General features: G+C 57.3%; 10 protein-coding genes. 7 read left to right on the top strand and 3 right to left on the bottom strand.

Translation table 11 applies throughout. The features are described from left to right. Positions 1 to 147 precede the first annotated feature (147 nt). The 4 genes from KQI10_RS08780 to KQI10_RS08765 all read left to right on the top strand — a co-directional run bounded on the left by KQI10_RS08780 (position 148) and on the right by KQI10_RS08765 (position 4,217). Positions 148 to 681, top strand: a complete 534-nt coding sequence (locus KQI10_RS08780) for a methylated-DNA--[protein]-cysteine S-methyltransferase (protein WP_216567047.1) — start codon at positions 148 to 150, stop codon at positions 679 to 681. Between the two features lie 177 nt (positions 682 to 858). After that, a complete protein-coding gene (locus tag KQI10_RS08775; protein WP_216567046.1) occupies positions 859 to 1,416 on the top strand; it encodes an RNA polymerase sigma factor in 558 nt (185 codons plus the stop codon). After that, on the top strand, positions 1,413 to 3,215 hold the full coding sequence (locus KQI10_RS08770) for a hypothetical protein (protein WP_216567045.1): 1,803 nt from the start codon (positions 1,413 to 1,415) through the stop codon (positions 3,213 to 3,215). Before KQI10_RS08775 ends, KQI10_RS08770 begins: the two co-directional genes overlap by 4 nt. A 273-nt stretch (positions 3,216 to 3,488) precedes the next feature. Further along, on the top strand, positions 3,489 to 4,217 hold the full coding sequence (locus KQI10_RS08765; protein WP_216567044.1) for a histidine phosphatase family protein: 729 nt from the start codon (positions 3,489 to 3,491) through the stop codon (positions 4,215 to 4,217). Position 4,218: 1 nt separating this feature from the next. Here the strand turns inward: KQI10_RS08765 and KQI10_RS08760 are convergent, their stop codons facing one another. From KQI10_RS08760 to KQI10_RS08750, 3 genes are read right to left on the bottom strand one after another with little or no spacing between them, the layout of a single operon-like run. Continuing rightward, positions 4,219 to 4,971, bottom strand: a complete 753-nt coding sequence (locus KQI10_RS08760; protein ID WP_216567043.1) for a response regulator — start codon at positions 4,969 to 4,971, stop codon at positions 4,219 to 4,221. Further along, positions 4,972 to 6,681: a sensor histidine kinase gene (locus KQI10_RS08755; RefSeq protein WP_216567042.1), complete on the bottom strand. Its 1,710-nt coding sequence runs from the start codon at positions 6,679 to 6,681 to the stop codon at positions 4,972 to 4,974. Then, complete coding sequence (locus tag KQI10_RS08750; protein ID WP_216567041.1) at positions 6,678 to 7,691, bottom strand: ABC transporter substrate-binding protein; 1,014 nt, start codon at positions 7,689 to 7,691, stop codon at positions 6,678 to 6,680. The genes KQI10_RS08755 and KQI10_RS08750 overlap by 4 nt, the downstream gene beginning before the upstream one ends. 250 nt (positions 7,692 to 7,941) lie before the next feature. On the opposite strand from KQI10_RS08750, the gene KQI10_RS08745 reads away from it, so the two are divergent. The 3 genes from KQI10_RS08745 (at position 7,942) to KQI10_RS08735 (ending at position 12,915) form a co-directional block, all read left to right on the top strand. Then, positions 7,942 to 9,354, top strand: coding sequence for a hypothetical protein (locus KQI10_RS08745; protein ID WP_216567040.1), 1,413 nt, complete (start codon positions 7,942 to 7,944; stop codon positions 9,352 to 9,354). Positions 9,355 to 9,446: 92 nt separating this feature from the next. Next, positions 9,447 to 11,276, top strand: coding sequence for an iron ABC transporter permease (locus KQI10_RS08740; RefSeq protein ID WP_216567039.1), 1,830 nt, complete (start codon positions 9,447 to 9,449; stop codon positions 11,274 to 11,276). Positions 11,277 to 11,280: 4 nt separating this feature from the next. After that, positions 11,281 to 12,915, top strand: a complete 1,635-nt coding sequence (locus KQI10_RS08735; protein ID WP_216567038.1) for an ABC transporter ATP-binding protein — start codon at positions 11,281 to 11,283, stop codon at positions 12,913 to 12,915. The last annotated feature ends 65 nt before the right edge of the window (positions 12,916 to 12,980 follow it).

The raw sequence follows: 12,980 nt of genomic DNA, 5'->3' as shown, positions 1-12,980 counted from the left end.
CAGATTTCCTGTTTTTTCAAGATGCATATGGTTTTAGATTTTACATACAGGGGCGGCTGTCAACTCTTGATTCACATTTGTAATTGAAGAAAGCAAAGGGGGGGGACGGCGGTGTATTATGCGTCTCTGAAAAACGAGGAATCGATTATGACATTCATTCAGCATTACGATTCCCCGCTGGGCGGTATTTTGCTGGCGGCGGATGAAATTGGACTGACGGGCCTGTGGTTTGATGGGCAGAAGTACTTTGCCCGAGACCTGCCCGCGGAGCGCATTGACCGGGATACGCCCATCCTTTCGGAGGCCCGGCATTGGCTGGATGTTTATTTTACCGGGAAAGAGCCGGACTTCCTGCCGCCGCTGCACCCCATGGGTTCCGCGTTCTGTCAGTCCGTGTGGGAGATCCTTTTGCGGATTCCCTATGGGCAGACTACGACCTATGGTGAAATCGCGCGGCAGCTTGCGGAAAAGAAGGGACTTCATCAAATGTCTGCCCAGGCCGTCGGCGGCGCGGTGGGACACAATGAGATATCCATCATCATTCCCTGCCACCGGGTCGTCGGTACAAACGGCAGCCTGACCGGGTATGCCGGTGGTATTGACAGAAAGGTAAAGCTGCTGGAACTGGAACATACGGATGTGTCCGGGTTTTTCGTGCCGAAGAAGGGAACCGCGCTGTAAAGCGGCGGTTTCCGGGACAAGCCCCGTTCCGCGGCGGCCTTATTCGTATATTAGCGTTCGCTAATCCAAGGGGACGCAGTATTTTTTCTGTCCCGTCAAAAAAGATTTCAAAAAGCCGCAACATTTCTCCGTGTTTTGCGTTATGATAGGTGAAGACAGAAAAAGGAGGTGCCTGAGATGGAGGACGAGCAGATTCTGGATCTGTATTTTTCCCGCTCAGAGCAGGCCATCGGGGAGACGGCGGCTAAGTACGGCCCCTACTGCCACTCGATCGCTTTTCACGTACTGGAAAACCAGGAGGACGCGGAGGAATGCGTCAGCGATACCTGGTATTCCACCTGGAACGCCATTCCGCCGAAAAGACCCGCACCCTTTTCAGCGTTCCTGGGCCGCATTACCCGGAACCTGTCCATTGACCGCTGGCGCAGGACCCGGGCTTTCAAGCGGGGCGGCGGGCAGATGACGCTGGCGCTGGAGGAATTAGCGGAGTGCGTTTCCGGTACGGGGAGTCTCGAGAACGACATTATCCGCCGGGAGACTCTGGCGGCGGTGGAGCGTTTTCTGGGGCAGCTCAGCGTGGCGGAGCGGAATGTGTTCCTGTGCCGGTACTGGTATCTGGAATCCACCCAGGAGATCGCGGAGCATTCGGGATTTTCCCAGACCAAAATCCGCACGATGCTCCACCGGCTGCGGGGCAGACTGGATACATATCTGGAAAAGGAGGGCTTGCGATGACGGAAATGGAGCTTCTGAAGCTGCTGGGCGACATTCAGGGCAGCTATATCCAGCAGGCGGATGCCTTCCGGGAGGGGCGGCTGCGGATCGTGAAGAAAAAGCGGCCCGTCGTCACCGCCCTGAAGATCCTGTCCACGGCGGCCATGCTGGCGGTGATCCTGGGGGCAGGGTATCTGGGGATGCGTGACCTGGCATCCAAGGCGGCCAAGGAAACAACGGGCGAGACCATGGCGCTGCAGGCTGCCAGGGCCGATGCCGAAAACGCGGACAGCAATTGGCAGCAGACGGTTCTGCGGGACGGGATATCCTTCTACAGCCCGGACTATCAAACGGATTTCACGATGACTGAATTCTGCGCGCAGCTTGGAAGCTGGATGGGCATACAAAATAAGAGCGTATTGCCAAAGGCTGCCCGGTATACTGTTCTGGATATGGACGGCGATGGGCAGGAGGAGCTTGTCGTGGAGTTCGAGGGAACCGGCAGCCTGCCCAGGCTGGTGCTGGGCCGCTTTGACGGCGAAATCTATGGCTTTATCTACTACATCCGCCAGATGAATTTGATCAAGCAGGACGGCGTTTTCTATTATTCCGGCGGCATCGGCAATCGGGGCTGGGGAAGGCTGCGCAGAGACGGCGGCGAATGGGTCACGGAGGAACTGGAAGGGGACTATTCCGACGCGCCGGACGCAGTGTGGACGCAGTGGGTAAGCCTGGGTACGGTGACAGAATCGGATGCCACATCCCAGAATGATAACGAGAAAGTAACACCGGAGCTGCTCATGCGGGAAGCCAGCGATGATTTGGCATTCTGGGTGGATGGAGCTGAGTTCGCAGTTTCCGCGGATCTCTTCATCGGTGACGGCTATTCCCTGTATATTCCGAAAGAGGGCTGGGTCCATGAGGTCATTGACTATCACGGTACGGCGGCGGACCGGTGGGCCTATGCCGATCAGACCCTGGAGGAATTCGGCCGGAACAATATGCCCGAAGTCACAGACCGGGAAACCCTGCGGAAATTTTACGATTCGCAGTATCCTACCCGCCTGACGGTCCTGTTCCGGCCCGGAATGGACGATCAAGCCATCCGGGACTGGGTGATGGAGGCAAATCCCAACTGGGATATGACGCAGAACGCCAGAGGCGCGCTGTTTGCGGATGGGGCTACTGTGGAATTCCTCCGTACGGAAACCGGCGTCTTTATCTGCATTATGGAAACCCCTGCGTTCGGGACGGAGGGACTGGGCATTCTCGGGGCAATGTACGGCTCCTTCAGCGGTTGGCCAAGAGGAATTCCCGGATATCTGACGGGTGTCAGCGATCGGGACGCGGAGACCACATTCATGATGAACCGTTACATCGAGGCCGAGCAGCGCTGGGAGGAATACCCGGTGGACTGCCGGCTTTACCGGACCTATGGCTACTCCACCTATATTCCAAAGGAGGGCGTTGTCTTCCGGAATGCCGATGGGGAAGTTCGCTATGGCGGCTATGCCGCGTCCATCTGGATGTTGGAGAAAAATGTGAACGTCTGGTTTGCTGTGGTGAAGCTGGATACCACGAATTTTAGTGAGGCCATCCAATGGGGGCTCTCCACAGCCGGCTCTGACTATAATCTGTATGAGGATAAAAGCGGCGGTGTTTCGGGTGACAGTGCGGACGGCACGCAGTTCCTCTCCATATCCTTCCAGGAAAAGGACTTCAATGGCATTTACGCGGTGATTCGAAACTATCCCATTGCCGAAACGGACAACCTGAGCGCCTATGTAAAAATTATGGCCGACCAATTCCAGGCAGAATGACCCCCTTTACAACAGGCCGCCGGTGGCTGTATAATACAGTCATCGGCGGCCTGGCCTTCCCCTGGGGGAAGGTGGCCCGCCGTTAGGCGGGTCGGATGAGGGGCGGTAAGCAGTACCGAAAATGAGAAAATTCTGCAATTCTCTTTCAGAGAACAAATTGAAAACTGGTTAGGCCGGATTAAAAACGGTGCTGCTTGCCGCCCCTCATCAGTCAGGGCTTCGCCCTGCCAGCTTCCCCCAGGGGAAGCCTTTTTTGCGAAAGGAGTTTCCACTATGAACATTTACATCGTCCGCCATGCGGAGCCGGATTATGAACACGATACTTTGACGGAAAATGGCTGGCGGGAAGCAGAGCTTTTGAGCCGGCGGCTGGAAAGAATACCGATGGGTACCTATTATGTATCTCCGCTTGGCCGTGCCAGGGACACAGCCTCGCTGACGCTGCAAAAAGTGGGGGCCGAGGCCACGGTCTGCCCCTGGCTGCGGGAGTTTGACAAGGGTTACGCCACACCCGAAGCATTCCATCCCAGAGGCATGGGCTGGGATCTTCTGCCGGAAAGCTGGGCGGAGGAGCCTATGTACTATGATCCCGCAAACTGGTTTCAGGCCCCGGCCTACCGGGACAGCGGCATCCGGGAGGTCTATGAGAACGTGACCCGGAATTTGGACGGGGTTCTGGAAGCCCACGGCTACCGTCGGGAGGGACACCTGTACCGGGTGGAACGGCCCAATACGGAGAATCTCTTTTTCTTCTGCCATTTCGGCGTGGAGTGCGTTCTCCTGTCCCGGCTGCTGGATTGCTCTCCCGTGGTGCTGTGGCACCATACGGTGGCGCTGACCAGCAGCGTCACGAAGCTGACCACCGAAGAGCGCCGGAAGGGGAAGGCTGTCTTCCGCATGTCCCGCTTCGGTGACCTGTCCCATCTGGAGGAGGCGGGGGAGGAGCCTTCCTTCGCCGCCCGCTTCTGTGAAGTCTGCCACGACGGCACCAGAGAGGATTGAATTAAGGCAACACCGCCTGATTCTGGTACTCGCTGGGGGTCATGCCCACCAGTTTCTTGAAGGTGCCGGAGAAATAGGTGATATCCCGGTAGCCGCAGGCTTCGGCTACCTCATAGACCTTCAGCTTCCGCTGCCGCAGCAAACTCATGGCCTTCTGGATGCGGCAGCGGGTCAGGTAATTGCCCATGGTGGTGCCGGTTTCCTTTTTGAAGAGATGACTCAGGTGTCCCTCGCTGAGGCCCAGCTCAGAAGCTACCTGGCTGACGGAGAGGTTGGGGTCGGCGCAGTTTTTGCTGATGAGATCCATGGCTTCCTGAATATACCGGGTCTTCGTTCCGGAGCGGATTTCCTGAATCCGCAGCTGGGGCGGCTTCACCTGACGGCTCAGCCTGTTCTGAAGGTTCAGAACGGCCTTTTCCAGATCGCCGTCGTGGAAGGGTTTCAACAGGAAATCCACAGCCCCCAGCCGCAGGGCCTGCTGGGCATAGGTGAAGCTGTCATAGGCAGTCAGGATGATGACAAAGGCATTGTTTCCGGCCTCGCGCAGCCGTTCCAGCATTTCAAGACCGTCCATTTTGGGCATTTTCAGGTCGGTGATGATCAGTCCCGGGCTGCATTTTGCGGCAACTTCCAGACCTTCTTCCCCATTGGCGGCCTCACCGACAACAACGCAGTCCAGACTTGCCCAGTCCACGGCCAGCACGATCCCCTTACGAATCAGCTCTTCATCCTCTACGACCATAACTTTCAGCATTTAAGATTCTCCTTTCTCTATGGGCAGTCTGGCGACCACGCAGGCGCCGGGGCCATCCTCGCGGTTTTCCAGCCGAAGGCCGAAGCACTCGCCGTAATGTTTACGCAGAATGGTGTCAACATTGAATAGTCCCAAATGCCCCGTTTGCTTTTCCGGGGGCCGGTAAGGCCCCAGCAGTTCCGGCGGAAGCCCCCTGCCGTTGTCGCAGACCCGGATCTCCAGCAGATTCTCCGTATCGGTCCGGGCGGTGACCAGCAGCTGTCCGGCCTCCACGCCGGAAAGACCGTGGAGAATGGCGTTCTCCGCCAGAGGCTGCAGCAGCATTTTGGGAACCATACAATCCTTCAGATCCTCCGGAACGTCCGCTTCGTAGCTGAAGCTGTCGCTCAGGCGGATCTTTTGTATTTCTATGTACCGCTCCAGGATCAGCAGCTCCTGCCGCAGGGGCACGAACTCCGCGGGGGAAATGCAGGCCCGGAGAATATCCGCCAGATTGGTGGACATCAGGGCCACCTGAGGGACCTGATTGATCTTGCTGATCCATTTCATGGTGTCCAGAGTGTTGCATAGAAAATGGGGATTCAGCTGGGCCTGAAGCATCCGGATCTGCGCTTCGTTCAGGGCTTTCTGATTTTCCAGAAGGGTCTGCTGGTTGGCGGCCAGCGTGGTCACCATGTGGTTGAACTGCCGGGCCAAATCCGTCAGCTCATTTTCGTTTCCCTCCGGAATGGGCACCTGGACCTCCAGATCGTTTTTCTCCACCTGCCGGATGGCTTTGTGGAGCCTGCCAATGGGCTCGAAGACCTGACGGCTTAGCTGCAGGCCCAGCACAATGCTGAGAACCACGCAGCCCAGGGCGCACAGCGTGCTTACGGAATAGAACAGCCGCAGAGTTCCCTGGGTGAAGACCTGTGGCTGCTGCAAAACAAGGGTCAGTCCGGTGGCCGTGTCCCGGGCAACGGTGTAAACGAAGTTGTCGGAGGTTCCTGTCAGGGCCTTGCCGGACAAAAGCTGGTTCCGAAGGGTTTCCGCCAGCGTAAGCACCTGGGCGGACTGGGTGCAGTAAACGGGCCGCCAGTGGGCGTCCAGCAGCAGAAGCTGATTCTGGGCACCGGCCAGACCGCCCAGCAGAGTGCCAAGCTGGCTGCTCCGCAGCTCCATGGTCAGATAGCCCATGGGCGCGCCGTAGGGATCTGTCAGCAGGGCCGCGGCGTGGAGAAGAGGGGCGGAAAGGGCCGCAGGGTCCTCCGGAGCGCTGTAAACCACGGTGCCCGGAACCTGGGCTGCCCCATAGAGAATGCCCCAATGGGTGGAGAGTACCTTGCTTTCCGGGGCGGACTGGGTGGAGTAGCGCCAGTTGCCGCTGATATCGTAGAGATGGAAAGCGGCGAAGCCGCGCAGGGCTTCGGTGGCCTGGAACAGCTGTTCATAGACCTTGGTATCCTCTGCCTGTTCGTCAAAAAGGGCCTGGGTCACAAGCCGATCGGAATCCAGAGTATCTACAACGCTCTGAAAGCCTGTATGTACGGAGTCCAGCGCGTCAAGGGCGGCGGTGAGCTGCTGCTGGGCGGTCTGCTGGGCATCGGAGATCATCCGCAGCTGAAAGATCTGCACCAGAAGCACGGAGCAGAGCAGCAGCGGAATCAGGGATACGGCCAGAAAGGCGGTGTTCAGCTGCTGCCGGAAAGAGCGAAAGTGAAGCTGCTTCATTCCTCTTCCTCCGATCCCAGATAGAATGCCCAGCTCATGAGCAGGGAATCCCGGTGCTCGCTGGCCCAGCGAAGGTTATAGTCCACCTGGGCGATGGCGGCGAGATCCGGAAGAGAAGCGCTGGGTTCCAGACCGTCCCGGACGGGGCGGCGGCAGAACTGGTCCTGTAAAAGCTGCTGTACGTCCCGGCTGACAGTGAAATCCACAAATTTTTTCGCGTTTTCCGGATGCCGGGCGCCGACCAGAATGGCGCAACCGTCACTGACGCAGCTGGTGCCGTCAGCGGGGTAGACCATAGCCAGCTGTTCCCCGGCGGCAATGCGGCGGCTGGCGGTTTCCTCCAGGGTGACGCCGACGGAGCATTCGCCGGAGGCCACGGCGGAGAGTACATCGCCGGAGGAGGGCAGCTGTTTCCCGTCCAGATTCCGGGCGAATTCCCGTAGCACCGTGTCGTGATCGCCTCCAAGGGCCTCCAGTAGCGTCACGAGAGCCGTATAGCTGGAACCGGAGACGGCGGGGTCCGCAAAGGCGATCCGGCCATGAAGCGACGGCTTCAAAAGATCGGACCAGCCTGTCAGACTGTCGGGGGACAGGAGCTTGGGATTATAGATCAGCACCAGGGGCAGGGCGGAAAAGGGTGTCCACAGATCCTCGCCGCTGCGGTATTGGGGCAGCAGTCTGTCTGCCTGGGCGCAGATATAGGGGGAGAACAGGGACGCGTTGGCCTCCAGACTTTCCACGCCGCCGCCGAACATCAGGTCCGGAATCGGATCCGCCTTGCCGGAGCGGATGGTTTCCAGCAGCTCGTTGGTGCCGCCTTCCACCACCTGCACCCAAAGTCCCGTCCGGGACTCAAATTCCTTGACGATGGGCCACCAGACCTCTTTTTTATGGGAGGTGTAGATTACCAGTGTGTCGCCATCGGCAGGTCCAAAGTCCTGGGTCTGCTTTTGGGCACAGCCGCTCAGCAGCAGGGTAAATACCAGAAAAAAGATAAGAAAACGTTTCATAGAAAGCCTTTCTGGACTTTGCATAATACACAATAGGGAATGAAAAGAATGACGCGGGAATTGCCGTCCTCTGCGAATTGCCCTAATTATAGCATATACTGAAAAAGAAATTAAGCCACTTGCACAAAAATATCAGATAATCACAAAAAACAGCAGGTTTGACCACTGGTGAATTGTGCAAGAAGACGGTAATATATAGATACCGAAGCGGCGGTGAACCGCTTCAAAACCAGTAAGGAGGAAAAATTCTATGAAAAAGATCGTCGCAATCCTGTTGGCGCTTTCCATGGTTCTGGCAATGGCCGCCTGTGGTTCTCAGGCCCCCGCTGCTACGACGGAAGCCCCTAAGACCGATGCTCCCGCGTCCGCTGAGGCCACCGAGGCCCCTGCCGAGACGGAAGCTCCTGAAAATCTGACCGAGACCCAGAAGATCATCAGGGAAGCCGAAGGCATGACTCTGGAAGAGCTGGCCAAGAAGGCCATCGAAGAGTCCAACGGCAAGATGTTCTATGGCGTGGGCAACTCCAGCCGCGGCAAGAGCGCCCTGCCTCTGTTCATTGCTTATCTGCAGACCATCGATCCCAACTACAATATGGAGTTCGAGTGGCAGCAGCCCAAGAACAACAAGATCTTCGATCAGCTGACCGCTGACTCCCTGAAGACCACCGGCACCTTCGCCATGACCCTGATTCAGGACGGCAACCAGATTGAGAGCAAGATGGTTCAGCCCGGCGTGCTGGATACTTTCATCCCCAAGGATTGGGCGGATGCCAACGGCACCACTGCCGATGAGTACAAGGGCTTCCTGCCTCTGCAGACTCTGAACAAGGTCTTCGAGTTTAACTGCACCGGCGACAAGACCTATGACAACTGCTGGGACTTCGTAGCCGAGGGCGAGCATGGCCTGTTCATGGACATCGACTCCGAGATCGTCGGCAAGAACTTCCTGTATATGCTGACCCGTGACGACTATGCCGCCTGGATGAAGGAAGCCTATGAGGCTCTGCCCGCTGACGAGCAGGCCTACTTCCAGCCCACCATCAAGGCCATGGAATCCGAGGCTGCTGACCTGGGACTGGGCCCCGACGGCGCCTATGCTCTGGCATGGATCAAGCTGTGGGTCGAGAGCTACAACGCCCAGACCGACGACGGCCCCATCTGCAACACTCTGGTGGATGCCTCCGCCAAGAATCAGTTCGGCCTGCTGGTTTACTCCAAGCTGCGTTCTGTGGAAGAGTCCAGCTCCGTTTCCGTCAACAACATCAAGGTTGCTGCCTATGAGGACGGCTATCAGGGTATTGGCGGCTACGGCTACTGCCATTACCTGTTCGTCACCGACAACTCCCCGCTGCCCTGGACCGCATGTGCCTTCATCGCCTACATGACCTGCACCGCCGACGGCTTCTCCGCCTGGGGCAAGGACATGGGCGGCTACTCCTCCAACCCCAAGGTTGCCGAGGAGACCGAGGCCAACTTCCATCATTCCATCGGCGGCATGGCCGATGACGGCACCACTGTGGAATTCGCCGCCAAGAACGACCGTGGCTACGACTGGTGGACCACCAACGGTAAGCTGGTTCTGGAGGATCCCGAGTATTGCGCCGACGTGGCCTTTACCGTTGGCAGCTGGATCGAGATGCTGACCAAGTATTCCGCGGGCTAATCGCATATTCATGCTTAACGTAAGGCAAGCGCCCTTGGATCGCGCATCCAGGGGCGCTTTTTTCCAAAAATGATTGAAAAGAGGAGGAAGCTATGAGCCATCCAACGACCCTCCGTGCCAGCCGAAGCACCATTTTTTGGAACAAGGTCAAAACCTTCTTTTCCAAGCCCCACAATGTGATCCTGCTTCTGCTGGGTATTGTGCTGACCTTTACCACCGTGGCCCCCATTGTGGCCATTGTGGAGGATACCTTCAAAATTCACGCCGGTACCATCGACGCCCACCTGACGGGCCAAACCTCCGGCTATACCACCGTCAATTACACCGACCTTTTCACCAGCCGCATGGCCAAAACCAACCTGTGGACGCCGCTTCTCAATACCGTCCTGCTGGCTGTCGGCACCTGCCTGGTGTCTATCCTTTACGGCGGGCTGTTTGCGTTCCTGATTACCAGGACCAATCTGGCCTGGCGGAAATATCTGTCTTCCATCTTTATTTTCCCCTACATCATGCCCCAGTGGACGCTGGCCGTTGTGTGGCAGAATCTGTTTAACTCCAATGCCGTCACCGGCACCTCCAACGGCCTTTTGGCCGCCCTGTTCGGCATCAATATGCCTATGTGGTGGTGCAAGGGGCTGTTTCCAAGCCTGATGGTTCTGGGACTGCACTACGCGCCCTTTGCCTATATTCTCATCGGCGGCATCTTCCGGAATATGGACGCCAACCTGGAAGAGGCTGCCACCATTCTGGACACACCCAAGTGGAAGACCATGTGGCGCATTACCCTGCCTATGGTAAAGCCCGCCATTCTCTCCACCATTCTGCTGGTATTCGGCAGCGCCATGGGCTCTTACCCTGTGCCCCATTATCTGGGCCTCAGCACTCTGTCCACCAAGTACGTGTCCATGAACTCCAAGTACACCGGCGAGGCCAGCATCCTGGCCATCATCATGATGGTCTTTGGCGTGGCAATCATGCTGCTGAATCAGATTTCCCTGAACAGCCGCAAGAACTACACCACCGTTACGGGCAAGTCCGGCCAGATTTCCAAGATCAACCTGGGCAAGTCCGGAAAGTACATCATTGCCGTGATTCTGGTAGTATTTACCTTCTTTACCAGCATTTTCCCCATTATCTCCTTCGCCTTTGAAACCTTCCTGCCGAACCCCGGAGACTACTCCTTCCTGTACACCGGCGATCCCTCCAACCTGACCACCAAATGGTGGGTCACCTCGGAGAATATCACCGAAAACGGCATGTACGGCCAGAAGGGCATTCTGTACAACGAAACCATCTGGCATGCCTTCTGGGGCACGCTGAAGGTTTCCGTGGCCTGCTCGCTGCTGGCCGGTACCATCGGCACCATGATCGGCTACGCCGTTTCCAAGAACCGCCGGAGCAAATGGGCCAATTACGTCAACTCTGTGGCTTTCCTGCCATACCTGATGCCCTCCATCGCCGTAGGCGTGGCATTCTTCATTCTGTTCTCCACGGAAAAGATGAACCTGTTCAATACCTACACGCTGCTGATTATCGTGGGCACCATCAAGTACATCCCCTTCGCCAGCAGAAGCAGCCTGAACTCCATGCTGCAGCTCTCCGGCGAAATTGAGGAAGCCGCCATCATTCAGGACATTCCATGGATCAAGCGCATGACCCGCATCATCATCCCCATTCAGAAGTCCTCCATCATCTCCGGCTATCTGCTGCCGTTTATGACCTGCCTGAGAGAGCTGAGCCTGTTCATGCTGCTGTGCGTGCAGGGCTTTATCCTCTCCACAACGCTGGACTACTTCGATGAGATGGGTCTGTATGCCTTCTCCAGCGGCATCAACCTGATTCTGATCATCACCATTCTGGTGTGCAACACCCTGGTAAACAAAGTGACGGGCGCAAGCCTCGACAAAGGAATAGGAGGATAAGCAAATGCCTGAAATCAAATTGGAGCATGTTACCAAACGTTGGGGCAAATTCTATGCCGTCGAGGATCTGGACCTGACCATTGAAGACAACGCTTTCGTCACCCTGCTGGGCCCCTCCGGCTGCGGCAAAACGACGACCCTGCGTATGATCGCCGGTCTGGAGACCCCCACCAGCGGCCGTATTACCATCGGCGACAAGGTGGTCTTCGACAGCGATATGGGTATTAACGTCCCGGCCAACAAGCGGAAAGTTGGCTTCCTGTTCCAGAATTATGCCCTGTGGCCCAATATGACGGTGTATCAGAACATCTCCTTCGGCCTGTCCAACATCAAAGAGTCTATGGCCAAGGTAGATTTCGAGACGAAGAACGCCGCCCGGCTGGCCCAGATTCTGAAAAACCCCGCGGATGTCACCGCCGTTCTGGACGAGTGCCGGGATAAGGACGGAAAGCTGGATGAGAAAAAGGCCATTCTCAAGCTCATTGATGCCTTTACCATCTCCCAATACACCGCCAAAACCCTCTACGGGTATCATCTGGAAAAGAATGCCGACTGCGCGGCGGAGATCACCAGACTGGAGGCCAGGGTGGCCGCGGGACAGAAGGCTGCGGCGGACGGCGGCTTTACCCTGGACAGCGAGTACCGTGTATGCAAGGACGGCGAGCCTGTCATGCAGACCCGAAAGCTGACGAAAGAGGAGATTGACCTGTCTGTGCGGCGGGTCAGCCGCATCGTCAAGATCGGTATGTTTATGGACCGGTATCCGGCGGAGCTGTCCGGCGGCCAGCAGCAGCGTGTGGCCATCGCCCGGACTCTGGCCCCGGAGCCTTCCGTCCTCTTCATGGACGAGCCTCTGTCCAATCTGGACGCCAAGCTGCGGCTGGAAATGCGTTACGAATTGCAGCGGCTTCATGTGGAGACCGGCTCCACCTTCGTCTACGTCACCCACGACCAGATGGAGGCCATGACCCTGGCAACCCAGATCTGCCTTATCAACAACGGCGTGCTGCAGCAGTACCAGGCCCCGCTGGAGGTCTACCACCATCCCGCCAACCTGTTCGTGGCGGACTTTGTGGGCACGCCCTCCATTAACTTTGTGGACGCCAAGGGCGGCCAGAACGCTGACGGCAGCCTGACCCTGACGGTTCTGGGTGGCCAAAAGGCAACGTTCACCCCGGCCCAAAAGCTGGATCTGGCCAAATGGTTCGCGGACCGTGACCGGGAGTTTGCCGACAAGGCAGCGGCGTTGAAGGAGAAGGCTTCTCAGAAGGGCTATGTGGAAAAGGGCAATAAGGACGAGGTCTTCCGCTACCACATCGCCAAGGTCAATGAGGAGGACGACTCTCTGCAGGATGTACCCGAGATCACCAACGAGGATTTCGTTCTGGGCATCCGTCCGGAATTTCTGGACATCGCCGACGCGGGCGCGCTGCAGGGCGAGATCTACGGCGCCATGCCCACCGGCATGGAATCCACCATCAAGGTAAGGGTAGGGGAGTTCCTGCTCACCGGCGTGATCTTCGGCAGCAGTCTGTTCACCATCGGCACCAAAGTGCCCCTGTCTGTCACCGGCAGCCAGATCATGCTCTTTGACCGCCGCTCCGGCAAGTGCATCACTTCCGGCAGCCTGCGGTTCTGATAAAACCGTTTTGCCCCCGGTTCCAACGAACCGGGGGCATTTTTGCGCCAGAATGCTTTCGAAAA

This window comes from Pseudoflavonifractor sp. MSJ-30 (assembly GCF_018918045.1).
Classification (GTDB): Bacteria; Bacillota; Clostridia; order Oscillospirales; family Oscillospiraceae; genus Faecousia.
Note: the sequence above shows the minus strand (reverse complement) of the source record. Positions and strands in the feature narration are given on the sequence as shown.

Bases quoted from the DNA above. Each gene is read 5' to 3' on its own strand.
- KQI10_RS08780 (WP_216567047.1), top strand. From the start codon at position 148: ATGACATTCATTCAGCATTACGATTCCCCGCTGGGCGGTATTTTGCTG.
- KQI10_RS08775 (WP_216567046.1), top strand. From the start codon at position 859: ATGGAGGACGAGCAGATTCTGGATCTGTATTTTTCCCGCTCAGAGCAG.
- KQI10_RS08770 (WP_216567045.1), top strand. From the start codon at position 1,413: ATGACGGAAATGGAGCTTCTGAAGCTGCTGGGCGACATTCAGGGCAGC.
- KQI10_RS08765 (WP_216567044.1), top strand. From the start codon at position 3,489: ATGAACATTTACATCGTCCGCCATGCGGAGCCGGATTATGAACACGAT.
- KQI10_RS08760 (WP_216567043.1), bottom strand. From the start codon at position 4,971: ATGCTGAAAGTTATGGTCGTAGAGGATGAAGAGCTGATTCGTAAGGGG.
- KQI10_RS08755 (WP_216567042.1), bottom strand. From the start codon at position 6,681: ATGAAGCAGCTTCACTTTCGCTCTTTCCGGCAGCAGCTGAACACCGCC.
- KQI10_RS08750 (WP_216567041.1), bottom strand. From the start codon at position 7,691: ATGAAACGTTTTCTTATCTTTTTTCTGGTATTTACCCTGCTGCTGAGC.
- KQI10_RS08745 (WP_216567040.1), top strand. From the start codon at position 7,942: ATGAAAAAGATCGTCGCAATCCTGTTGGCGCTTTCCATGGTTCTGGCA.
- KQI10_RS08740 (WP_216567039.1), top strand. From the start codon at position 9,447: ATGAGCCATCCAACGACCCTCCGTGCCAGCCGAAGCACCATTTTTTGG.
- KQI10_RS08735 (WP_216567038.1), top strand. From the start codon at position 11,281: ATGCCTGAAATCAAATTGGAGCATGTTACCAAACGTTGGGGCAAATTC.